The sequence below is a fragment of the Curtobacterium sp. MCBA15_009 genome, assembly GCF_001864895.1.
GTDB lineage: Bacteria > Actinomycetota > Actinomycetes > Actinomycetales > Microbacteriaceae > Curtobacterium.
Window position 1 is genome coordinate 148462 of record NZ_MJGO01000041.1, and the last position, 23993, is coordinate 172454.

The 23993-nt window shown below is 71.6% G+C and carries 17 protein-coding genes; 9 read left to right on the top strand and 8 right to left on the bottom strand.

Going from position 1 to position 23993, the window contains the following annotated elements:
* Positions 1-153: 153 nt before the first annotated feature.
* Entirely contained in the window at positions 154-1839 is a 1686-nt protein-coding gene (locus tag BIU97_RS16420) for a long-chain-fatty-acid--CoA ligase (RefSeq protein WP_071263240.1), read from the bottom strand.
* Positions 1840-1898: 59 nt separating this feature from the next.
* Between BIU97_RS16420 and BIU97_RS16425 the strand changes: the two genes are divergently transcribed.
* Positions 1899-2849 carry an oxygenase MpaB family protein gene (locus BIU97_RS16425; protein WP_071263233.1) on the top strand — a complete coding sequence of 317 codons (951 nt, stop codon included), beginning with the start codon at positions 1899-1901 and terminating at the stop codon, positions 2847-2849.
* Between the two features lie 56 nt (positions 2850-2905).
* On the opposite strand, the gene BIU97_RS16430 is transcribed toward BIU97_RS16425, so the two are convergent.
* The 4 genes from BIU97_RS16430 to BIU97_RS17815 all read right to left on the bottom strand — a co-directional run bounded on the left by BIU97_RS16430 (position 2906) and on the right by BIU97_RS17815 (position 6950).
* Entirely contained in the window at positions 2906-3853 is a 948-nt protein-coding gene (locus BIU97_RS16430) for an aldo/keto reductase (RefSeq protein WP_071263587.1), read from the bottom strand.
* A gap of 146 nt (positions 3854-3999) precedes the next feature.
* Positions 4000-4566, bottom strand: a complete 567-nt coding sequence (locus BIU97_RS16435) for a TIGR03086 family metal-binding protein (protein ID WP_071263231.1) — start codon at positions 4564-4566, stop codon at positions 4000-4002.
* Between the two features lie 804 nt (positions 4567-5370).
* Positions 5371-5931: a YceI family protein gene (locus tag BIU97_RS16440; RefSeq protein ID WP_071263229.1), complete on the bottom strand. Its 561-nt coding sequence runs from the start codon at positions 5929-5931 to the stop codon at positions 5371-5373.
* Positions 5932-6029: 98 nt separating this feature from the next.
* On the bottom strand, positions 6030-6950 hold the full coding sequence (locus BIU97_RS17815) for a hypothetical protein (protein WP_139196087.1): 921 nt from the start codon (positions 6948-6950) through the stop codon (positions 6030-6032).
* A 641-nt stretch (positions 6951-7591) separates the two neighbouring features.
* Between BIU97_RS17815 and BIU97_RS16450 the strand changes: the two genes are divergently transcribed.
* The 8 genes from BIU97_RS16450 to BIU97_RS16485 all read left to right on the top strand — a co-directional run bounded on the left by BIU97_RS16450 (position 7592) and on the right by BIU97_RS16485 (position 17137).
* Positions 7592-8596, top strand: a complete 1005-nt coding sequence (locus BIU97_RS16450) for an aldo/keto reductase family protein (protein WP_071257075.1) — start codon at positions 7592-7594, stop codon at positions 8594-8596.
* Between the two features lie 219 nt (positions 8597-8815).
* Positions 8816-9340: a GtrA family protein gene (locus BIU97_RS16455; protein ID WP_083404681.1), complete on the top strand. Its 525-nt coding sequence runs from the start codon at positions 8816-8818 to the stop codon at positions 9338-9340.
* Positions 9337-10857, top strand: a complete 1521-nt coding sequence (locus BIU97_RS16460) for a glycosyltransferase (protein ID WP_139196088.1) — start codon at positions 9337-9339, stop codon at positions 10855-10857. The genes BIU97_RS16455 and BIU97_RS16460 overlap by 4 nt, the downstream gene beginning before the upstream one ends.
* The gene (locus BIU97_RS16465) at positions 10854-12836 is read left to right on the top strand and encodes an ArnT family glycosyltransferase (RefSeq protein WP_071257076.1); all 1983 of its coding nucleotides are present in this window, start codon (positions 10854-10856) and stop codon (positions 12834-12836) included. The genes BIU97_RS16460 and BIU97_RS16465 overlap by 4 nt, the downstream gene beginning before the upstream one ends.
* A gap of 521 nt (positions 12837-13357) precedes the next feature.
* Positions 13358-14233, top strand: coding sequence for a DUF4397 domain-containing protein (locus tag BIU97_RS16470; RefSeq protein WP_071257078.1), 876 nt, complete (start codon positions 13358-13360; stop codon positions 14231-14233).
* A 134-nt stretch (positions 14234-14367) separates the two neighbouring features.
* Positions 14368-15522 carry a glycosyl hydrolase family 8 gene (locus BIU97_RS16475; protein ID WP_071257079.1) on the top strand — a complete coding sequence of 385 codons (1155 nt, stop codon included), beginning with the start codon at positions 14368-14370 and terminating at the stop codon, positions 15520-15522.
* Between the two features lie 341 nt (positions 15523-15863).
* Entirely contained in the window at positions 15864-16298 is a 435-nt protein-coding gene (locus BIU97_RS18295; RefSeq protein ID WP_217639489.1) for a class F sortase, read from the top strand.
* Between the two features lie 44 nt (positions 16299-16342).
* Complete coding sequence (locus tag BIU97_RS16485; protein ID WP_071257081.1) at positions 16343-17137, top strand: polyprenol monophosphomannose synthase; 795 nt, start codon at positions 16343-16345, stop codon at positions 17135-17137.
* 338 nt (positions 17138-17475) lie between these two features.
* Here BIU97_RS16485 and treZ read toward each other — a convergent pair whose 3' ends face one another.
* Genes treZ through glgX form a run of 3 tightly spaced genes read right to left on the bottom strand, consistent with a single transcriptional unit; the run spans position 17476 to position 23959 of the window.
* The gene (treZ, locus tag BIU97_RS16490; protein WP_071257083.1) at positions 17476-19230 is read right to left on the bottom strand and encodes a malto-oligosyltrehalose trehalohydrolase; all 1755 of its coding nucleotides are present in this window, start codon (positions 19228-19230) and stop codon (positions 17476-17478) included.
* Positions 19227-21731 (bottom strand): malto-oligosyltrehalose synthase, encoded by a 2505-nt coding sequence (treY, locus tag BIU97_RS16495; protein ID WP_071257085.1) that lies wholly within the window; start codon positions 21729-21731, stop codon positions 19227-19229. The genes treZ and treY overlap by 4 nt, the downstream gene beginning before the upstream one ends.
* Positions 21728-23959, bottom strand: a complete 2232-nt coding sequence (gene glgX, locus BIU97_RS16500) for a glycogen debranching protein GlgX (protein ID WP_071257087.1) — start codon at positions 23957-23959, stop codon at positions 21728-21730. The genes treY and glgX overlap by 4 nt, the downstream gene beginning before the upstream one ends.
* Between the last annotated feature and the right edge of the window lie 34 nt (positions 23960-23993).

Genomic DNA, 23993 nt, shown 5'->3' on the forward strand with positions numbered 1-23993 from the left:
CCGCCGCCGCCGCCGCCGCCCGCCGGCCGTGGCCCTCCGCCGCCGCCCGCCGGCCGTGGCCCTCCGCCGCCCGCCGGCCGTGGCCCGATGCCCGCCGTCAGTCGTCCGTCGTCAGCCGTCAGTCGTCCGTCGTCAGCCGTCAGCCGTCAGCCGTCAGTCGTCAGCGAGGATGCGGTCCCGCACCTTGCGCCGGAGCACCTTGCCGATCATCGAGCGCGGCAGGTCGTCGACGACGACGATGCGCCGCGGCACCTTGTAGGCCGCGAGCTGCTCCCGCGCCCAGGCCCGCAGCGCCGCAGGGTCGAACGAGGACGGGTCCTTCGGCACGACGGCGGCGACGACCTGCTCGTTGCCGGCCGTGGTGATGCCGACGACCGCGACCTCCTTGACGCTGGGGTGCTTGAGCAGGGCGTCCTCGACCTCGGAGGGCGAGACGTTGAAGCCGCCCGTGATGATGAGCTCCTTGAGGCGGTCGACGATCCGGACGTACCCGTCCGCGCCGATCGAGACGATGTCACCGGTGCGGAACCAGCCGTCGGACGTGAAGACCTCGTCGGTGGCCTCGGCCTTGCCCCAGTACCCGCGGAACACCTGCGGGCCGCGGACCTGCAGCTCGCCGGGCTCGTCGGTGCCCAGGACCTTCTCGGCGTCGTCCGGGTCGACCACGCGGGCCTCGGTCGACGAGAGCGGCAGCCCGATCGACCCGAGGCGCCGCTCCGGCGACACCGGGTTCGCCATGAGCACGGGGGAGCACTCGGACAGGCCGTAGCCCTCGACCAGGTAGCCGCCGGTCCGGGACTCCCACGGTTCGACGATCTCCTGCGAGAGCGGCATCGCGCCGGAGATGCCGATCTCGATGCCCGCGAGCGACACCTTCGCCGAGTCCGCCGCGTGCTGCAGGCGGGCGTAGATCGGCGGCACGGCCGGCAGGAACGTCGGCGGGTGCTTCTTCACGGCGGTGAGCACGAGTGCCGGGTCGAAGGACGGGAACAGCACGAGCCGCGAGGCCATGCTCATCGCGAAGGTCAGGCACAGCGTCAGGCCGTACGCGTGGAACATCGGCAGCACCGCGTACACGACGTTGTCGCCCCGGCGGACCTGGGGGACCCACGCTCGGGACTGCGCGGCGTTGGCGAGCAGGTTCCGGTGTGTCAGGACCGCACCCTTCGGCGTGCCCGTCGTGCCGGAGGTGTACTGGATGAGCGCGACGTCGTCGGTGGACGGCCGCGGGTGGCGCTTCGACAGCTTGCGCGAGCCGACCAGGTCGTCCCACTTCGTCGTGCCGCGCACCGAGGTCGTCAGCTTCGCACGGGACTCGCGGGCCTTCGCGACGGGCAGGGCGAGCGCGAGGCGCGTGCTGCGGGGCATCGCGCGGGTGAGGTCGACGGACACGATCGCGTCGAGTGCGACGTCCGCCGGGAAGTCCTGCAGCGTCGCCACGGACTTGTCCCAGGCGATGGCGACCTTCGCCCCGTGGTCCTCGAACTGGTGGCGCAGCTCGCGCGGCGTGTAGAGCGGGTTGTGCTCCACCACGATCGCGCCGAGCCGGAGCACCGCGTAGAACGCCACGACGTGCTGCGGGCAGTTCGGCAGCACGATCGCCACCCGGTCGCCGGCGCCGACCCCGAGCTTCCGCAGACCGTTCGCCGCCCGGCGGATCTGCTCCTCGAGTTCGCCGTAGCTGGTGGTGCGCTTGAAGAACTCCAACGCCACCCTGCGGGGGAACTCCTGCGCGGACTGTTCGACGAGGTCGACGAGCGAACCGCGCTGTTCGTCGATGTCGTGCGGGACCCCCGGGGCGTACGAGGCAAGCCAGGGACGAGGCGTGTCGATGCTCACGCGACCAACCTAGCGGCCTCCCCGAGCGCATTGTCAGGGGCGCGACGGACCATGGCGTCATGCCCTCTGTCTCCGACGCCTTCCGCTCCCGCCTCAACGACACGTTCACGGGTGGGGCGACCGGCAAGCCGGAGTGGATCGACGAGCTCGAACAGGGCGACGACGCCGGCTTCTTCGGCCCGGGATCGGCCACGTGGGCCGTGCACGGCGGCAAGCAGACCATCGTCGCCGGCGTCCGGGCGCTCCTCGTGCAGGCCCTGCACCCGGGGGCGCTCGCCGGGGTCGCCGACCACTCCCGGTACCGCGAGGACCCGTTCGGGCGGCTCGCGGGCACCATCCGCTGGATCTACACCGTCTCGCACGGCGACACCGCGACGGCCCGGGGCGCGAGCGCCTGGGTGCTCCGCCTGCACGAGCGGGTGCGGGGCCAGTACGTCGACGGGCACGGCATGCCCCGCGACTACTCGGCGAACGACCCCGACCTGGCGAAGTGGGTCCACCTGGCCTTCACCGACGCCTTCCTGCGTGCTGCCCAGCGCTGGGGCGACCCGATCCCGGGCGGTGCCGACGCCTACGTGCGCGAGTGGGCGACGGCCGGCCGGCTCATGAACGTGGTCGACCCGCCAGAGTCCGAACCGGAGCTCCGCGCGCAGATGGACGGCTACCTGGACCGCGGCGAGCTCGCCGTCACCCCGCGGACCCGCGACGTGGTGAAGTTCATCCGCAACCCGCCGCTCGCGCTCATGCTCCGGCCGGGGTACCAGGCGCTCTTCCAGGGCGCGGTCTCGACGCTCGACCCCCGCCACCGCTCGATGCTCGGCCTGCGGTCGCCGTCGATCGGCCCCGTGGAGCTGCCGGTCGGGCGGGCGACGGGCCTCGTGCTCGACGGCCTCGGCGCGGTGCTCGGCGACCAGACCGGCACCGAGCGCGCAGCGCTCGTCCGCATCGCGCGGCTCGACCGCGAGCGCGGCGTGGCAGCGGCGGGTGCGGACCTGGACCCGGCCGTGTGACGGACGGGAGGCCCGGTGCCAGCCGGCACCGGGCCTCCTGTCCGGCAGGTGGTGCGTCAGAAACCGGACGGCACCCGGGGTGTGTACGCGGAACCGAGCCGCGTGACCTCGTCGTCGGTGAGCGTGATCGAGGCGGCGGCCACCGCGTCGTCGATGTGGTGCTCCTTCGTCGCGCCGACGATCGGGGCGGAGACCGCGGGCTGCCGCATCACCCAGGCGAGGGCGACCTGCGCCATGCTCGCGTCGTGGGCCTCGGCGACCTGCTGCACCGCGTCGACGATCGCGCGGTTCGCGTCCTCGTCCTGCTTGTAGAGCGTCTTGCCGAACTGGTCGGTCTCGGCCCTGCTCCCGGAACCCTGCGCGTCCCACGGGCGCGTGAGCTTGCCGCGGGCGAGGGGGCTCCACGGGATGACGCCGACGCCGGTGTGCGCGCAGAAGGGGAGCATCTCGCGCTCCTCCTCGCGCTCGAGCAGGTTGTACTGGTCCTGCATGCTGACGAAGCGGGTCCAGCCGTGCAGGTCGGCGACGTGCTGCATCTCGGCGAACTGCCACGTCCACATGCTGCTCGCGCCGATGTACCGGGCCTTGCCGGCCTTGACGACGTCGTGCAGGGCCTCCATCGTCTCCTCGATCGGCGTGTGCGGGTCGAAGCGGTGGATCTGGTACAGGTCGACGTAGTCCGTGCCGAGGCGGGTGAGCGACGCGTCGATCTCGTGCATGATCGCCGCACGGGACAGCCCGGCACCGTTCCTGCCCGGGCGCATCCGGTTGAAGACCTTCGTGAAGACCTGGACGTCCTCGCGCGGGGCGAGCTCCTTGAGGAGCGTGCCGGTGATCTCCTCGCTGCTGCCGGCCGAGTACACGTTCGCGGTGTCGAACGTGGTGATGCCCTGCTCGTAGGCACGGCGGACGAACGGGCGGGCGTCGTCGAGGCCGACGCTCCACTCGTGCGAGCCCTTGCCCGGGTCGCCGTAGGACATCATGCCGAGGACGACGCTGCTCATCTCGAGGCCGGAGGCGCCGAGGCGGACGGTGCCGGCGGTCGGGGTGCTCGTGCTGCCCGGGCCGTGGGTGCTCGTGGCGGTGTTGGTGCTCGTGGGGGTGCTCGTGGTCGTGCTCGTTCCCGTGGGGTCGTTGCTCGTGTCGGTCGTCATGCGGCCACCCTGGCATCGCGGCCTGTGACCGCGAGCAGGCGGGTCTGGAGCGGGGCGTCCTCGGTCACGTCGACCGGCGCCGCGTACAGCCCGGTGGCGGCGAGGTCCTCGATCTGCGGCTCGAAGTACTCCCACACCGCCTGCACGAGCTCCGGCGGCAGCGTCTCCTCGGTGCCGGTCGCCCGCGCGAGGTCCCACGTGTGGATCGTGATGTCGCTCGTCTGCTCGGTGAGGTACTGCGCGGCGGGCACCACGTCGGTGCTGAGGTGCACGGGCACGTCGGCGGGCGTCCGCTGCCACGCCTCGCCGGCCGCGGCGGCGTACCTCGCCCACTCGGCGGCGAGGTCGTCGCCGATCGGCTCGAGGTCCGCCGCCGCCTGCGCGTGGTCGCACCCCGTCAGGAGCTTCGGGATCCACCGCTGCTCGTCGACCACGTGGGCCACGAGGTCACGGGTGGACCACTCGGAGTCCGGGGTGGGGGCGTCCCAGTCCGTGACGGCGGCGACCCGGCGGCCGAACTCGGCTGCCGCGAGGGCCTGCATCGCGATCCAGTCGGTGGCCATGGGGTGCTCCTGTTCGTCGTGCGAGGGTGCTCGGTGTTCTCGTGTTGCTGGTGGTGCTCGATGTTCTCGTGTTCGTTGCCAACGGGGGAGCGCTGGTGGGGATTCCCGGTGGTGTTGGGCTTCCCGCGGTCGCCCCGGCTCTCGGTCGGGTGGTCGCCCTGCAGGCTGGGGTCCGTTGGGGGGTCGGCTTGCGGGCTGCTGTCTGGCGTCTGGCGCCTCTCCGTTGACGTTACGCGAAGGTGGCCGCCGCCGAGCGGGCGGTAGACCCGGGTCCTCGGAGGTGGTAGTCGGGTCTTTCGCCCGTTCGGTCTGACCTCGATCCGTTGTGGCGCTCGAGGCTCGCCCGGTGACTGTAGCGGTCCTGGTGGCGGAGTCGGGCGAGGGTGCCGGGTGCCGGGTGCCGGGTGCCGGGTGCCGGGTGCCGGGTATCGGGCGGGGTGCGGGGTGCGGCGGGTCGAGCGGGCGAAATGACGGAGTCGCGTCCGGGCTGCACTGAGCATCTCCGCCCGGTCAGCTCGAGCGCTCGCAGCGGGCCTGGTGTGCTCACACGGCAACGTCGTCGGAGGTGCCGAGCGGGCGGAGTTGCTGGGTCGAGCGTGGTCGTGACCCGGGTGTTTCGCCCGGTCGCGACGTCCCCGGTGGGCAAGGCGGCATGGCGGGATTTGTCGGCCGATGGGGTTCGGGGCGTTGGGTCGGATGCGCCGGGAAACGACGAACGCCCCGACTCCGTGGGGAGCCGGGGCGATTGTCTCGGGTTCGGGTGGTGCTGTTCGGTGCCCTCGGTGGGGCTTGTCCGAAGGGGACTCAGGCCGCCTGGAGGACGAACTGGACGTCGAGGTTGATGGTGACGTCGTTGCCCAGGGTGAAGCCGCCGGCCTCGAGCGCAGCGTTCCAGTTCACGCCGAACTCGGTGCGGTCGATCTTCGTCGTGGCCTCGGCGCCGAGCTTGACCTGGCCGTAGCCGTCGGTGGTGACGCCACCGAACTCGGTCTTCAGGGTGACGTTCTTCGTGACGCCACGGAGCGAGAGCTCGCCGTCGATGAGCATGTCGTCGCCGTCTTCGCGGATGCCGGTCGACTTGAAGGTCATCTGCGGGTGCTCCTCGGCGAGGAAGAAGTCGCCGGTCGCGAGGTGCTGGTCACGCTGCTGCTGCTTGGTGTTGACGCTGGCGACGTCGATCGAAGCCTCGAGCGTCGTGTCGAGGGGGTTCTCGGCGGTCACGAGGGTCGCGTCGAAGCGCTCGAAGGAGCCCTTGACCTTGCTGATCGCGAGGTGACGGACCGAGAAGGTGACCTCGGAGTGCGTCGGGTCGATCTTCCAGGTGCCGGTCTGGTAGCCGGGGATGGCGGAGGCGGTGAGCGTCATGAGGGTCCTTCTTCCGAACGAGAGTGGGTCGTGTAGCACGATCGATGCGCCTGCATCGAGTTGATAGTACGACAGTCTGCACCCTTTTGGTTGAAGCGTCAACCAATGTTCACTGTCATGTCGCGAGACCTTCGATCGTGCGGTCCGTGGATGCCGGTCTGCAACAGGCGTCTCAGGCGCTGGACGAAGCGTTCGACGCCGCGGCCCACGTCGACTGCGGTCGCGCGAACGAGCCACCAGTCGACGTCCTTCAAGTGCTCGCCTCGGGTGAGGTCCTTCCGGAACGTCGACGGATCGGTGCGGTGCAGGTCACTCTCGTACTCGATGGCCACACGGGCCTCGACGTAGGCGAGGTCCACGCACGCCACCCACCTGCCGTCGACGACCACGTCGTGGTTCAGCGACGGTTCCGGTAGCCCGTGCCGCACGAGGGCCAGCCGTGTCCTGGTCTCGCCAGGAGACCGTGACCCGGCACGGATCTCGTCGAGGGCGAGTCGGAGCTTCCGGACGCCCCTGCAGCCCCTCCGCTCGGCGACCGCTGCGGCGAGCTCGTCGAGTGTCGCCCATCCCAGCCATCCGACCAGCGCGTCACCTGCCACGATGAGCTCGTCGAGGGTGAGCATCGTCGCGAGCGCGACGAACGTGTCGGCGGGAGCGCTGAGACGGACCCCGCGGGATTGCGTCGCCCGCACCGTTCCAGCGCGCGCTCGATGGCCGACTGCCCCGCGAACGCGGAGCGCCTGGTCGGGTCCGATGGTCGTGACGTGCAGCCGAGGAGCGCCTTCGTGTCGTCGGGGCAGCGGGATGCCGAGGATCGCGGCCGCGGTGACGTGGCTGAAGACCTGATCGCGACGCAGCCGCGGAGCGAGCGCTCGTGCACGTTCCTCGACGGTGCGTGGCGTGGTCGCAGAACGGATGCCATGGAACGGCCGGACGAGGTCCTTTGCGTCGAGTCGACAGCGGGAAACGCCACGGTGCAGGGCATCGCGCACTCGGAACGAGGTGTCGCGGAGGGCCATGGGGAGCCGACGTCTGGCGGTCATTGCCACAGCGTGTGGGCGAGCCGACGTGGTCGGGGTGCATCGACCTGCCGCTGTGGACGGTGGCGAGCGGAGCGCGAGTGTGGAGGAGTACCTGCGCTGCCGAGCGGGCGGAAACCCTGGTCGGAGGGGCGTGCGTACCCGGGTCTTTCGCCCGCTCGCCCACTCGGCCGCGCGGCAAGTGTGGCTCAGGGACGACGGCGAGGACGGCTCGGCCGCGGCGAGGGCGGGTCAGCGCGTCCTGCAGAGGACTCCGCTGCCGAGTGGGCGGAAAGGATCACCGGACGGACATGCAAACCAGGGCCTTTCGCCCGCTCAGCAGCCCGGCGGCCGGCGGCCAGGCGCGCAGCGGCCCAGCGGCCCGCCCGGCGGCCGGCGGCCAGGCGCGCAGCGGCCCAGCGGCCCGCCCGGCGGCCGGCGGCCAGGCGCCCGGCGGCCCGCCCATTAGGCCGCCCGGCGGCCCAGCAGGGCCATTTGGCCAGCAGCACCCCCTCCGATGCTCGCGCCCCTCCGTTGCCCGACCCCGCCCCGCCGCGCCCCGCTCACCCCCGCCCCACCACTTCTCCACAGGTACTCGCACGACCCCGCACGGCGGCGCGCGCTCCAGTAGCGTCGACACCATGGAATTCAGGTACCTGGGCAACTCCGGACTCAAGATCTCCGAGATCACCTACGGCAACTGGCTGACGCACGGCTCGCAGGTCGAGAACGACGTCGCCACCCAGTGCGTGCGGGCAGCGCTCGACGCCGGGATCACCACGTTCGACACCGCGGACACGTACGCCAACACCGCCGCCGAGACCGTCCTCGGCGAGGCGCTCAAGGGCGAGCGGCGCCAGTCCCTCGAGGTCTTCACGAAGGTCTACTGGCCGACCGGCCCGAAGGGGCACAACGACGTCGGGCTCAGCCGCAAGCACATCATGGAGTCGATCGACGGCTCGCTCGAGCGACTGCAGACCGACTACGTGGACCTCTACCAGGCGCACCGCTACGACCACGAGACCCCGCTCGAAGAGACCATGCAGGCCTTCGCCGACGTGGTCCGTCAGGGCAAGGCGCTGTACATCGGTGTCAGCGAGTGGAACGCCGAGCAGATCCGCGCCGGCGCGGCGCTGGCGAAGGAGCTCGGTTTCCAGCTCATCTCGAACCAGCCGCAGTACTCGATGCTCTGGCGGGTCATCGAGGGCGAGGTCGTCCCCGCCTCGAAGCAGCTGGGCCTGAGCCAGATCGTCTGGTCGCCCATCGCGCAGGGCGTGCTCACCGGCAAGTACAAGCCGGGTCAGCCCCTGCCCGAGGGTTCGCGAGCCACCGACGAGAAGGGCGGCGCGGACATGATCAAGCGGTTCATGCGCGATGAGGTCCTCGAGGGTGTCCAGCGCCTCCAGCCCGTGGCCGACCAGGCGGGTCTGACGCTCGCGCAGCTCGCGATCGCGTGGACGCTCCAGAACGAGAACGTCGCGAGTGCGATCGTCGGGGCCTCCCGCCCGGAGCAGGTCACCGACAACGTGAAGGCAGCGGGCGTCACGCTCGACGCGGACGCGCTGCGCGCGATCGACGAGGCACTCGGCGACATCCCGGAGCGCGACGCGTCGAAGACGGTCAGCCCCGCGTCGCGCCCCGCGTAGACGCAACCGCACGACGGACGGGAGGCCCGTGGCGACGTCGCCACGGGCCTCCCGTTCGATCCGGAGCCGATCTGGAGCCGATCTGGACCCGATCCGGCCCGATCCGGCGTCGACCCGGCGTTCCCGGCGGATGAACGGCATGTGTCGCCAAGCTGGCAGACGCCTCCGTAAGCCTGTACCCCACCCAAACCCCATCGAGGAGTCCCCCGAATCGGGGGCATGACCCGATTGGATACCCCCGTTCTGGTGTCGCCCGACACCGGGACGGTGGCGGCCGTGCGACCCGGCACGGTAGCGCGCCTGCTCGCCACCGCGAGGCAACTCGCGTCCTTCGGCACCATCGGTGCCGTCTGCTTCGTGATCGACCTCGGCGTCTACAACCTGTTGCGCGCAACGGTCATGCCCGACGGCCCCATCGCCGCGAAGATCGTGTCCGCCGTCGTGTCGACCGCGGTGGCGTGGCTCGGCAACCGGTTCATCACGTTCCGCGCCGAGCGCCAGATCGGCCGACGCGAGACCGTGCGCGAAGGCCTGCTCTTCGCTGCGACGAACCTCGTCGGCCTCGGCATCGCCGCGGCGTGCCTCTTCGTCTCGCACTACGTCCTCGGGTTCACCTCCACCCTCGCCGACAACGTCGCCGGCAACGGCGTGGGGCTCGTGCTCGGCACCGTGTTCCGGTTCGCCGCGTACAAGGCCCTCGTCTTCCGTTCCACCGACGCTCACGCGAAGGAGCTCGCCGAATGACCATCTCCGCCACGCTGCTGACGGCCGCAGGGCCGCTGCTCCAGCCCGACGACGGGACCGGGACGACGCGGAACGTCCCGAACCGTGGGACCACCGACGTGCCGACGGGAGGCTCGGGTCAGGTCTCGCAGACCGCCTGGTCGGTCGGCGAGTGGGTCGGCTACTCCGCTCTGGTCGCCGTGTCCGTGCTGCTCACGATCATCGCGTTGACGACGCTCTGGTGGATGCTGCACGCCTGGCGCTCGCGCGACGCGCTCAAGTCGACGAGCTTCAGCCAGACGCCGCGTCCGGCCGCGCACCGGTTCACCCTGCTGGTGCCGGGCCGCCACGAGCAGGACGTCATGGGCCAGACCCTCGACATGCTCGCGACCCAGGACCACCCCGACTTCGAGATCATCGCGATCGTCGGCGAGGACGACCCCGAGACGGACGCGGTCGTGCGTGCGGCGGCGGCTCGGCACCCCTCGCTGATCAAGGTCGTCGTCGACGACACCGCGCCGAAGAACAAGCCCAAGGCGATGAACCTCGCGCTCGAGCACGCGACGGGCGACATCGTCGGCGTGTTCGACGCCGAGGACGAGGTGTACCCGCACCTGCTGACCCTCGTCGACTCGCGGTTCCAGGAGACCGACGCCGACGTGGTGCAGGGCGGCGTGCAGCTCATGAACTTCCGGTCGAGCTGGTGGTCGCTCCGGAACGTGCTCGAGTACTACTTCTGGTTCCGTTCGCGCCTGCACTTCCACGCCGGTTCGAAGTTCATCCCGCTCGGCGGCAACACGGTCTTCGTGACCCGTGAGCGGCTGGAGTGGTCGAACGGCTGGGACGCACACTGCCTCGCCGAGGACTGCGAGCTCGGCGTCCGGCTCTCGGCCGACGGCGCGAAGGTCGTCGTCGCCTACAGCCCCGAGGCCGTCACCCGCGAGGAGACCCCGCCGACCTTCGCCTCGCTGCTGAAGCAGCGGACGCGGTGGAACCAGGGCTTCCTGCAGGTCCTCGGCAAGGGGGAGTGGAAGAAGCTGCCGTCGTTCCGCCAGCGCTTCTTCGCCCGCTACATGCTCACGATGCCGTTCATCCAGGCGGCCACCGGGCTGCTCATCCCGCTGAGCGTCCTCATGATCCTGTTCGTGAAGGTGCCGACGGCGATCGCCCTCGTGTCCTTCATCCCGGTCGCGCCGACGCTCATGCTGCTCGCGGTCGAGGTCGTCGGACTCAACGAGTTCGGCCGCCTCTACAAGGAGAAGGTGCGGATCCGCGACTACGTGAAGCTCGTGCTCGGCCTCGTGCCGTACCAGGTCTTCCTCGCCGCCGCGGCCGTGCGGGCCGTCGTCCGGCACGTCAAGGGCCAGAACGGCTGGGAGAAGACCGAGCACACCGGTCAGCACCGGACCGCCGTGCAGACGGACGAGGTCGTCGGGTTCGCCTCGTCGCTCACCGGTGCCGCCGCTGCGGTCCCGGAGGACCGTGAACTCGCCGGCACGACCGCCGGAGCCGGCTCGACCACTGGAGGCGCCCGATGACCGCCAGCATCACCAACACCACGGGCATCCCGATCCGGGGCGCCGCGGCGTCCTCGGGCGCTGGTGCCTGGTTCCGCCGGCACGCCGCCAGCCTGGCCTGGCTGCTGCCCGTCGTCGCCGTCACCGTGATGGTGCAGCTCTGGAACATGTCCGGCACCCCGCAGCGCATCGACGACGAGGGCACGTACACCGCCCAGGCCTGGTCGATCCTGCACCTCGGCGAGATCACCCACTACACCTACTGGTACGACCACCCGCCGCTCGGCTGGGTGCAAATCGCCGGCTACACCGGACTGACCGGGGCGTTCGGACGCTACGAGTTCGCCGTCGAGGCCGCTCGTGAGGCGATGGTCTTCTTCTCCGCCGTCTCGAGCATCCTGCTGTTCGTCCTGGCCCGCCGCCTCGGTGCCGGGCGGATCACCGCCGCCGCCGCGAGCCTCGTGTTCGCCGTGTCGCCGCTCGCCCTGCAGTACCACCGCACGGTCTACATCGACAACGTGGCGACGCCGTGGCTCCTCGCCGCGTTCGTGCTCGTGCTCAGCCGCCGTCAGCAGCTCGCCGGGTTCACCGCGGCTGCCGCCTGCCTCGGTGTGGCGGTGCTCTCCAAGGAGACGTACCTGCTCGCGCTGCCGTTCCTCATCTGGCTCGCGGTCCGCCGTGCGGACAAGAGCACGCGCCGCTACACCCTCAGCGTCGCCGGCGCGGTGCTCGTCGTCATCGGCGGCGGGTACCTGCTGCTCGCCGCAGTGAAGGGCGAGCTGCTGCCGGGCAGTGGACGGGTCAGCCTGTGGGAGGGCATCACCTACCAGCTCGGTTCCCGTGCAGCGTCCGGTTCGGTGTTCGACGGAGGCAGCCTGGCGAACGACGCCGCGGCGCAGTGGTGGGCGCTCGACCCGGTGTTCATCGTGCTCGGGTCCGCCGCAGCCGTCGTCGGACTGTTCCTGCGCCGCGTGCGACCGATCGCCGCGATGCTCGTGTTCCTGCTCGCGTTCATGTTCCGCCCGAACGGCTACCTGCCGGTGCCGTACGTGATCATGCTCATCCCGTTCGCCGCACTCCTCGTGGCGTACACGGCCGAGCGTGCCCTGCTGTCGGTCGCCGGACGCGTCCGCACCCGCACACGTCTGAGCGGCGCCACCCGACGGGGCCTCGGCATCACGTGGGCCGTGGTCACCGCGGCTGCGCTCGTCGTGGCCGTTCCGCTCTGGGGGACGCAGCTGCGCGGCTTCCTGTTCGGGAACCTCGACCTGCCGATGCAGCAGGCCGAGCAGTGGGTCGGCGACAACGTCTCGAAGTCCTCGCGGCTGCTCGTCGACGACGCGATGTGGGTCGACCTGGTCGACGACGGCTTCGCCCGGAACAACGTCGTCTGGTACTACAAGCTCGACACCGACGGAGCCGTGGAGCGGCAGTCGCCGAACGGGTGGAAGGACTCGGACTACGTCATCACGACGGACTCCATGCGGACCGGCGGCAACTCGTCCGCCGACGTCAGCCAGGCGATCCGCAACTCCACCGCGGTCGCGTCCTTCGGCGCCGGTGACCAGCAGGTCGAGGTCCGCCGCATCCACTCCGAGGGCCTGACCGCCGCCGAGACCGCCATCACCCGCGCGACCGACGTGCGCAAGACGATGGGGACCGAGCTGGCGTCCAACCCGGCGCTGCGTGCGGACGACGGCACGAAGTCGCAGTTCCGCGCCGGCCAGGTCGACTCCCGCGCCATGATCGCCCTCGGCCAGGTGCTCGCCGACCAGGACGTGCGGGTCAGCCGCTTCACGCCGCTCACCGGCGAGGACGGCCAGCCCTTCCGCACGGTCGTGCTGCACACGAGCGACGCCGCGGGTGCCGAGCGGGTGGCGGCGACCTTCCAGGCGCTGTCGTCCTCGTTCCGTCCGAGTTCGGTCGAGCGGGACGGGGAGCGCGTCACCGTGACGTACGCCCCGTCCGACCCGACCACGACGCCCACGAGCGCCTCGTGACCCCGGCGACGGACGGGACCAGCCAGGGGCGCGAGGTGGCCGCGGCGTCCGTCCCCGCTGGGGAGTTCGCGTCCGCCGGCGCCAGCGGCACGGTCGGTCGTGTCTTCGTCGTCGCCGCCGGCGAACGGGCGAAATGCCCGAGTCCCGTCGGGAACGACCATGGTCTTCCGCCCGCTCGCCGAGGGGGACCGGAGGCAGGGGCGGGCACGACCGAGTCCGACACCGGCGAGCGGGCGAAATGCCCGGGTCCGGTCCAGGGCGACCGTGGTCTTCCGCCCGCTCGCCGAGCGGGACCGGAGGCAGGGGCGGGTGCGGCCGAACCCGTCGCCGACGAGCGGGCGGAATGCCCGGGTTCCGTCCGGGACGACCGTGGTCTTCCGCCCGCTCGCGGAACCCGGACGGCCGCCGGCCCGAGCAGGACCAGGACCCCGACCCCGACCAGCACCCCGAACCCGACCAGCACCCTGCACCCGAGCAGCACCCCGCACCTGACCCGCACCACGACCCGAAGGAGCACGACCATGCACGCATCCGCCGCCACGTCATCCACGGCATCCACGTCATCCGCCTCCACCCACGGACGTCGCACCCGTCGACGCCGCACCCTCGTCGTCGGCGGCCTCGCCGCCACCCTCGTGGCCGCGACCGTCGGCCTCGCCGCGCCGCAGACCGCATCCGCCGCCACCGCCGAGCAGGGGTGGCTCCGCGTCGGGCACCTCTCGCCCGACACGAAGGGGGTCGACGTCGAGCTCTCGAGCCTGTCCGGCGGCAAGACCGTCTTCGAGCTCGACGACGTCACGTACGGCCAGGTCAGCGGCTACGAGAAGCTGCCGGTCGGCACCTACGTGCTCTCGATGCGCGCCGCGGACGCCCCCGACTCCACGCCGGTGATCTCCACCGACGTCTCGGTCCAGCAGGGCGACGCGAGCACCGTCGTCGCGTACGGCACGAACGACGACCTCAAGACGACGGCGTTCACCGACGACCTGCAGCAGCCCGGCGACGGCAAGGCGAAGCTCCGGCTCGTCCAGGCCGCCACCACCGCGAAGAAGGTCGACGTCAGCACCTCCGAGGGCACCGCCATCGCCGAGGACGCCGCGTTCGGCAGCGCCACGAAGTACGCCACGGTCGACGCGGGCAAGTGGACGCTCGACGTCTCGGGCAGCGGGCAGCGTGGTACTGCGAAGGTCGACCTCGCGGGCAACACCGTCTCGACCCTGTTCGTCCTCGACGACAGCAAGGGCGACCTCACGGTGGTCCCGGTGACGGACGCCGCGGCGACCGCCGCGACCCCTGCCGGCGGCGTGCAGACCGGCGGTGGCGGCGCAGCCGCCGACCGTCCGCTCACCGAGGCGGTCCACACCGCCATCGCGACGCTCCGTTCGCTGTTCCGCTGAGCGCGCGGACGGGAGGCCCGTGGTGCGCGGGCAGATCGCCTGACGCACCCCGGGCCTCCCGTCCGGCACCGCCGGCGCGGCCGACACGGCCGCTGCAGCGCACGACGCAACCATCCACGGAAAGGCAGGCCCGCATGACCCGCAGGACCTGGGTACCCCTCACCGCCGCCGCGGCGATCGTCGTCGCCGTCGGGATCGCCCTCGTGGCGGTACGACCCTGGGGCACGGGGACGACCGCGGAGGGCGGCCCCGCCGCCACGCCGATCTCGACCAGCGCGCCCGACACCGCGCGGACGCCCGGGGCGTTGCGCTCCGAGTTCCTCGACCGCTACGTGCAGGACGGTCGCGTCGTCCGCACCGACCAGGGCGGCGACACCGTCAGCGAGGGGCAGGCCTACGGGCTGCTCATCGCCTTCGCGAACGACGACCGCGAGCGGTTCGACGCGATCTGGGACTGGACGAGCACGCACCTGGTCACCGACGACGACCTGCTCGCCTGGCGGTGGACGCCCGACGAGGGCATCGCCGACGGCCAGTCCGCGAGCGACGCCGACCTCGACGCGGCACGGGCCCTCGTGCTCGCCGGCTCCGCCTGGGGCGAGGAGCGGTACACCGCCGCCGGCAAGCGCATCGCGGCCGCGATCCTCGAGCACGAGACCGCGGAGACCGAACTCGGCACGATCCTGCTGCCCGGGCCGTGGGCGGACACCGGGTCGGCGGCCGGCGCCGGACCCTACCGGTACAACGCGTCGTACGCGTCGCCCGCCGCGTTCACCGTGCTGGCGGACGCGACCGGCGACGACCGGTGGAACGCGCTCGACCGGGGTTCCCGGGCGGTCACGACGGCCGTGCTCGACGGCGCACGGCTGCCGAGCGACTGGTCGCAGGTGCACCGCGACGGGAAGGTCGACCCGATGCCCGCCACGGGCGGGGACGGCCAGGTCGTGTACGGGTACGACGCCATGCGGATGCCGCTGCGGTACGCGGAGTCCTGCACGGCCGACGACCGGGCGCTCGCCGGGGCACTCGCCCCGACCCTCGGGCGGTCGACGCAGCTCGCGTCGCAGCTCGACCTGGGCGGCACCGCGGTGACCGGGGACACCAACGCGCTGGCCTTCGTCGCGCGGGCTGCCGCCGAGCAGGCCGCCGGGTCGGACGAGGCGGCGCGTGCCGACCTCGGACGCGCGGACCGGACGGCAGCGACCACGCCGACCTACTTCGGTGACGCGTGGGCGGCGCTCGGCGCCACGATGCTCACCTCGACGGTGCTCGGGGGGTGCGCCTCGTGAGCGGGGAGGATCTCCGCCCGGGTGACGGCGCCGGCGACGGTGCTGGTGGAGCCGGGTTCGGTGGGCGTCGGGGACGGCGCTCGTCGGGGCGGTCGACCACCGGTCGGCGCCGGGAGCTCGTCGTCGGTGCGGTCGTGGCCGCGGTCCTGGTGGCCGGCGGCGTCACCGGCGTGGCGGTCGCCGGGGGGTCACGCGGGACCGAGGGGACACCGGTCACGGACCCGTCGTCTCCTCCCTCGTCGTCGTCTTCCTCGCCGTCGTCTCCTTCGTCCTCGGATCCCTCTCGGGCCGACGGCTTCCAGGACCCGGCCGCCCCGCAGGCGCGTTCGACCGCCACCCCGGTGCGCGTCTCGATCCCGGCCATCGGCGTGGAGTCCTCGCTCGAGGACCTGCACCGCGGCGCCGGCGGCGAGCTCGACCCGCCCGTCGACTGGGACAGCGCCGGGTGGTTCAGCGACGGCATCGTCCCCGGGGCGGTCGGTCCGTCGGTGATCGCCGGTCACGTCGACAGCCCCACCAGCGCCGCCGTCTTCTTCCGGCTCGACGAGCTGGTCGCCGGCGACGAGGTCCACGTCCGCATGTCGGACGGCAGCACCCGCACCTTCACCGTCGACCGGTCGGAGCGCGCCGCGAAGGCGGCGTTCCCGACGAGCGACGTCTACGGCACCACCCCGACACCGCAACTGCGGCTGATCACCTGCGACGGCACGTTCGACACCGCCACGGGGCACTACACGGACAATCTGATCGTGTTCGCAGACCTCTCGTCGGACTGACCAACGAGCAACCGATACATTCGATGTGGAGCACGAGGAGCACCATGAGCGAGACCCTGGTCATCATCCCGACCTACGACGAGGCAGAGAACGTCCGTCCCATCGTCGAGCGCACGCTCGCCGCGACCGACGACAGCGTGCACGTGCTCGTCGTCGACGACAACTCGCCCGACGGCACCGGAGCGATCGCCGACGCCATCGCCCGCGAGACCGACCGGGTCCACGTCATGCACCGCACCGTCAAGGACGGCCTCGGCGGCGCGTACCTGTCCGGCTTCGCCTGGGGCCTCGAGCACGGCTACGACAAGCTCGTCGAGATGGACGCCGACGGCTCCCACCACCCGGAGTACCTGCCGTGGATGCTCGAGCTCGCCGACACGAACGACCTCGTGCTCGGGTCCCGCTGGATCAAGGGCGGCGAGGTCGAGAACTGGCCCTGGTACCGCGAGCTGCTCTCGCGTGGCGGCAACCTGTACACCCGCCTGGCCCTCGGCATCGCCGTCCGGGACGCGACCGGCGGGTTCCGGGTCTTCACCTCGCGGGCGTTCGAGCGCATCGACCTGGCCGGCGTCGCCTCGAAGGGCTACTGCTTCCAGGTCGATCTCTGCTGGCGCGCCCTCGAGGCCGGTCTGCGGGTCGTCGAGACCCCGATCACCTTCACCGAGCGGGAGTTCGGCGTCTCGAAGATGAGCGGCAACATCGTGCGTGAGAGCCTGGCCCTCGTGACGAAGTGGGGCATCGACCGCCGTCTCCGCGAGGCGCGCTCCCTGGTCAAGGACCACCGGAAGCTGCCGTCGGTGCGGGCCAACGCGCACGCCGTGGCGGACCACACCGCCTGACCGTCGCCAGCCGGGCCCCGGTCGGGTTCCGGGGTCGGGTTCGGGGTCGGGCCGCGGCGCAGGACGGGGCCGGCTGGGCCGTCTGGCTCGTGCGGCCGAGTACCGCGCCGAAGCGACACTGTTCCGCGGGTGTTCGGCAGCAGGATGACGCGTTCGCGGGAGCAACCGTCAGCCTCCGCCGGACAGCCCGCGCCAGGACCGACAGCCCCGGCGTCGACGACGGGGCGACCCCAACGACGGCGCCCACAACGGCGGCGCCCGCATCGGCGGCGCCCGCAACGACGACAGCCTCCCGCTCGCGCGGGAGGCTGTCGTCGTCTGACGCAGGGGGAGGGCCGCTAGCGCAGCACCACCACACCACGCCCACGGAACCGCACGCAGCCGGCCTCGACGTCGGCCGCGCCGAAGCGGTAGAGCTCCTCGCCGGTGGCGCCGGGCACGGGGACCTCGGCAGCGTCGTCGAGGAAGTTCACGACGACGTGCACCGGGGTGACGTCCGGTCCGAGCAGACCACGGGTCAGCACGAGCCAGCGACGGTCCTCGCTGAACCGCACGGCGTTCGCTTCGTACCGGTGGTCGACGAACGCCTGGTCCGTCCGGCGCAGCGCCACGAGGACCCGGTAGGCCCGCAGGATCGTCGCGCCCCGCTCCGAACTGACGTCGGCCCAGTCGAGCTTCGAGTTCGTGAACGTCGTCGGGTCCTGCGGGTCCGGGACGATCGACTCGTCCCAGCCGTGCTCGGCGAACTCGGCGATGCGCCCCTCTGCCGTCGCCTTGCCGAGGTCGGGCTCGGGGTGTGAGGTGAAGAACTGCCACGGTGTCGTCGCGGCGAACTCCTCGCCCATGAACAGCATCGGTGTGAACGGCCCGAGCAGGGTGAGCGCGGCAGCGATCACCAGGCCCTCGTCGTCCAGCGTCGCCGCGAGGCGGTCGCCGGCGGCGCGGTTGCCGATCTGGTCGTGGTTCTGGTTCGTCACGACCAGAGCGGTCGCGGGCGAGGTCGCCCGGTCGATCGGACGCCCGTGCCGCTTCCCTCGGAACGACGACCACGTGCCGTCGTGGAAGAACCCGTGCTCGAGCACCTTCGCCAGCGCCGACAGGGGGGCGAAGTCGGCGTAGTAGCCGTTCGTCTCTCCGGTCAGGGCCACGTGCACCGCGTGGTGGAAGTCGTCCGACCACTGCCCGGTCAGCCCGTAGCCCGCGGCCTCGCGCGGACGGAACATCACCGGGTCGTTCAGGTCGGACTCGGCGATGAGCGACAGCGGCCGTCCGACGGACGCCGAGTAGGCGTCGGTCTCGTCCGCCATCTCGGCGAGCACGTGCGGGCGCGAGGTGTCGCGGATCGCGTGCACGGCGTCGAGCCGGAGCCCGTCGACGTGGTGGTCGCGGAACCACATGCGGACGTTGTCCAGGACGTACCGGCGGACCTCGGGGTGCTCGACGTTCACGGAGTCGCCCCAAGTGTTCGCGAGGCCCTGCACCAGGTACGGCCCGTACAGCGGCAGGTAGTTCCCGCTCGGTCCGAGGTGGTTGTAGACGACGTCCTGGATGACGCCGAGGCCGAGCGAGTGCGCCGTGTCCACGAAGCGGTCGTACGCGTCGGGTCCGCCGTACGGGGCGTGCACCGCGAACCAGCCGACGCCGTCGTAGCCCCAGTTCCACTCGCCGTTGACGGCGTTGACCGGCAGCAGCTCGACGAACTCGACGCCGAGCTCGACCAGGTGGTCGAGCTTCTGCGCCGCCGCGTCGAGGGTGCCCTCGGGCGTGAAGGTGCCGATGTGCATCTCGTAGACGACGCCGCCGCGTGCCGGCCGCCCGGTCCAGGCCTCGTCGGTCCACGCGAAGCGCGCGGGGTCGACGACCTCGGACGTGCCGTGCACGCCGTCGGGCTGGTACCGGCTGCGCGGGTCCGGCCGGACGGCGTCGTCGTCACCGATGCGGAACCCGTAGCGGGCGCCGACGACCGGCGCGATCGCGTCGGTCGTCCACCAGTCGTCGTCGCCGCGGGTCAGCGGGTACTCGACGTCGTCGACGACCAGCCGGACGCGGTCCGGCTCGGGCGCCCAGACGGCGTAGCGGTCGGGTGCGGTCATGCGTGACCCTCCAGGATGTCGATCTCGGCCTGCGCATCGGTCTCGGGTGCGTCGGTCGTCGCGGCGGTGGCCGGACGGGAGGCCCGGCTCGTCTCCGGTGCAGCGGTCGCCGCGTCGACGTGGTCGGGATCGACCACGGTCTCGGCGGGGACGAGCAGCGCGACCGGGTAGGTGGCGAGCAGTTCGGACAGGGCGATGCCCCGCGATGCCGGGAACCGTCGGCCGGTGAGCACGTCGACCCGCTCGAGGGGGACCGGGTGGACGAGCGTGTCGCCCCACCCGCCGACCCGCTCGAGGCCGATCGGCAGCCGCGTCGCGACCGTCACGGCGCCGCCGCGGTCGAAGGCGAGCACGTGGTCCGCCGCGCTGCCGGACGCCTCGAGCGCCAGGTACCGGGTGAAGAGCTCCTGGTGGTCGCGACGGAGCCGCAGGGCACGCGTCGTCACGAGGAGCTTCACCGCACCGTCGAGACCGACGTCCGGCAGGCGCTGCGGCCCGTCGTCGTCCGGGCCGTCGACGGCGGCGAGCGTGTGCCGGCGTTCGGTGTAGTCGACCGGCCGACGGTTGTCGGGGTCGACGAGGGAGCGGTCCCAGAACTCGGTGCCCTGGTAGACGTCGGGGACGCCGGGGGCGGTGAGCTGCACGAGCTTCTGGCCGAGGCCGTTCGACCAGCCCGCCTGGTCGATGCGCTCGTCGAGGGCGTCGAGCACGGCGACCACGGCGGGGTCGTCGAACGCGGCGTCGACGATCGCGTGCATCTGCGACTCGAAGGCCTCGTCCGGCTCGGTCCACGTGGTGCTGTCACCGGCTTCGCGCGAGGCCTTCTCGGCGTAGGCGTGCAGGCGCTCACGGCTCGCGGGCCGGGCGCCGACGATCGCCTGCCAGAGCAGGTCGGCGAAGACGCGGTCCTCGAGCGGCACGAGCGACTGGAGCCGCTCGAGCGTCGCGCTCCACTCGGCGCCCAGCTCGGCGAGCACGGCGATGCGTGCGCGGGTGTCCTCGCTGCGCTTGGTGTCGTGCGTGGTGAGGGTCGTCATCGTGTTCGGCCAGCTGCCGAGCCGCTCGCGCTGCGCCTGGTGGAAGGCGTCCACCGGGACAGCGAAGACGCTCGGGTCGCTGCCGACCTCGCTGAGCGACGACAGGCGCGAGGTGCGGTAGAACGCGGTGTCCTCGACGCCCTTCGCCATCACCATGCCGCTCGTCTGCTGCAGCCGGAGCGCCGCCGCGTTCATCGGGTCGACGAGCGCGGGAGCGATCCGGTCGATGACGTCGTCGAGGTCGGGTCGAGCCTCGGCGGCGCGTTCGAGCGCGGTGATGAGGTGGTGGGCGCCCTCGGGCAGGTACGTGCGGTACACGTCGAAGGACGCCACGAGCTCGGCGACCGCGTCGACGACGCGCTCGTGCGTGATGGCGTCCGACCCGGCGACGGTCGGTGCGAGCAGCCGCGCGAGCCGCTCGACCTCGCTGCCGAGGATGCCGTCCGCGATGCCGCGGCGGGTGTCGTGCGTGAGCTGCTGCCAGTCGGCCGGCTCGGCGCCGGACGCGGCCGTCAGGTCGGTCTCGCCGGCGGGGTCGACGAACACGCGGTCGAAGACGCCGAGGGCGTCGTAGCCCGTCGTGCCGTCGACCGGCCAGGAAGACGGCAACTGCTCGCCCGGCTCGAGGATCTTCTCGACCAGGGTGTACGCCCCGCCGGTCAGCTCCGCCAGGTCCTGCAGGTACCCGGCCGGGTCGAACAGACCGTCCGGGTGGTCGATGCGGAGACCGTCGACCAGACCGTCGCGGAACCAGCCGCCGATGACGCCGTGCGAGGCCGCGAAGACCTCGGGCTCCTCGACGCGGATCGCCGCGAGGGTGTTCACCGCGAAGAACCGGCGGTAGTTCAGGTCGTGGTCGGCGCGCTTCCAGTGCACGAAGGCGTAGTGCTGCCGCTCGTGCACCGCGTCGACGGTGTCGCCGTCGTGCACGGTGCCGGGAGCCGTCGGGTACGCGGTCTCGCCGACCCGGAGCACCGGCCGTGCCGGGTCCGTGGTGTCGAGCGTGACCGCCTTGAGCAGACGGTCGTCGAGCACCGGGACGCGGACCTTGCCGTCGCCGGCGTCCCAGTCCACGTCGAACGCCCAGGCGACGGGCGAGCCCTGCCCGAGTTCGAGCAGGGACCACCACCAGGGGTTCGACTCGGGCGTCGCGACGCCGACGTGGTTCGGGACCACGTCGACGAGGACGCCGAGTCCGGCGGTGTGCGCGGCCTCGGCGACGGCACGGAGCGCGTCGTCGCCGCCGCGCTCGTCGTCGACCCGCGTGTGGTCGACGACGTCGTAGCCGTGGTTCGACCCCGACTCGGCCTGCAGGACGGGGGACAGGTAGATCCAGTCCGCCCCGAGGTCGCGCACGTAGTCGACGACGTCGCGCGCCGCCGTGAGGTCGAAGTCCGCCGAGACCTGCAGGCGGTACGTGGACACCGGGACGCGTCGTGCGGCGCCCGTTGCGTCGGCGGTCATCGGGCGGTTCCGCTCGGCGCGGTCGAGCCGGCCGGGTTCGCCGGGGTGACGGCGTCCTGCGGGGCCACGGGCGCCGGAGCGCCGTCGTGCTGGACCTCGACGGGGGTGACGGTGACCTCGTGGTCGGGCTCGGCGCGCAGCACGATCATCGACCGCGCCGGGACGTCGAGCGGGGTCCCCGCCTCGACGACCTCGTCGCGGGCGCCGGGCTGGGCGGTGTCGATGCGGACGGTCCAGCCGGGCGCGTACTCCTCGGGCGGCAGGGTGAAGGTCACCACGTCGTCGTGCGCGTTGAAGTACGTGATGAACGCGACGTCGGTGACCCGCTCGCCGCGGGCGTCACGCCCACGGATGCCCTCGCCGTTCAGGTACATGCCGACGCTCTTGCCGAAGCCGGAGTCCCAGTCCTCGGGGTCCATCGCGTCGCCCGAGGGGGTGAGCCAGACCACGTCGGGCAGGGGCTCGCCCTCGCCGCGGCGGACCGGACGACCGTTGAAGTACCGGGTGCGTCGGAACGTCGGGTGGTCGTGGCGGAGCTTGACGACGTCGGCCGTGAACTGGATGAGTTCCTCGTCCGCGGTGTCCCAGTCGATCCAGCTCAGCTCGGAGTCCTGCGCGTAGACGTTGTTGTTGCCGGACTGCGACCGGCCGAGTTCGTCACCGTGCGCGAGCATCGGCACGCCCTGGCTCAGGAGCAGGGTCGCCAGGAAGTTCCGGCGACGCTGGAGCCGCAGCTCGTTGACGGCCTCGTCGTCGGTCGGGCCCTCGGCGCCGGAGTTCCAGGACCGGTTGTGGCTCTCGCCGTCGTTGTTGTCCTCGCCGTTGGCCTCGTTGTGCTTCTCGTTGTAGGCGACGAGGTCGTACAGCGTGAAGCCGTCGTGCGCGGTGATGAAGTTGATGCTCGCCTTGGGCGTGCGGCCGTCGTGCTCGTACAGGTCGGCCGAGCCCGAGATCCGGGAGGCGAACTCGCCGAGCGTCGACGACTCCCCGCGCCAGAAGTCGCGGACGGTGTCGCGGTACTTGCCGTTCCACTCGGACCACTGGGGCGGGAAGTTGCCGACCTGGTAGCCGCCGGGGCCGACGTCCCACGGCTCGGCGATGAGCTTGACCTGCGACACGATCGGGTCCTGCTGCACCAGTTCGAAGAAGGCCGACAGCCGGTCGACCTCGTAGAACTCGCGCGCCAGTGCCGACGCGAGGTCGAAGCGGAACCCGTCGACGTGCATCTCGGTCACCCAGTAGCGCAGCGAGTCGAGGATGAGCTGCAACGAGTGCGGGTGCCCGACGTTGAGCGAGTTCCCCGTGCCCGTGTAGTCCATGTAGAACTTCTTGTCGTCGTCGACGAGGCGGTAGTAGGCCGCGTTGTCGATGCCGCGGAACGACAGCGTCGGGCCGAGGTGGTTGCCCTCGGCGGTGTGGTTGTAGACGACGTCGAGGACGACCTCGATGCCGGCGCGGTGCAGCTCGCGCACCATCGTCTTGAACTCCTGGACCTGCTGGCCCTGGTCGCCCGACGACGAGTACGCGGAGTGCGGCGCGAAGAAGCCGATCGTGTTGTAGCCCCAGTAGTTCGACAGACCCTTGTCCTGCAGGGTCGAGTCGTTCACGAACTGGTGCACGGGCATGAGCTCGAGCGTCGTGATGCCCAGGCGCTGGAGATGCTCGATCACCGCGGGGTGCGCGACGCCGGCGTAGGTGCCCCGCTGCTCTTCCGGCACGTCGGGGTGGGTCTCGGTGAGGCCCTTGACGTGCGCCTCGTAGATGACGGTCTCGCCGTAGGGCGTGCGCGGCGGACGGTCCCCCTGCCAGTCGAAGAAGGGGTTGATGACGACGCCCTTCATCATGTGCGAGGCGGAGTCGTCGTCGTTCGTGGAGTCCGGGTCGCCGAACGTGTACGAGAAGAGCGACTGGTCCCAGTCGATCTCGCCGCTGGTCGCCTTGGCGTAGGGGTCGAGCAGGAGCTTCGACGGGTTCGAACGCGCGCCGCTGGCGGGGTCGTACGGCCCGTGGACGCGGAAGCCGTACTCCTGACCGGGACCGACGTTCGGCAGGTAGGCGTGCCAGACGTAGGCATCGACCTCGAGGAGGGGGACGCACTCTTCGTTGCCGTCGGAGTCGAAGAGACAGAGTTCGACACGCTCGGCGACCTCGCTGAAGAGCGCGAAGTTCGTGCCGCTTCCGTCGTAGGTCGCACCGAGCGGGTACGGGTTGCCGGGCCAGGTGTGCAAGTGGTCCTCCAGGTGTGGGTTTCGCCAACATATC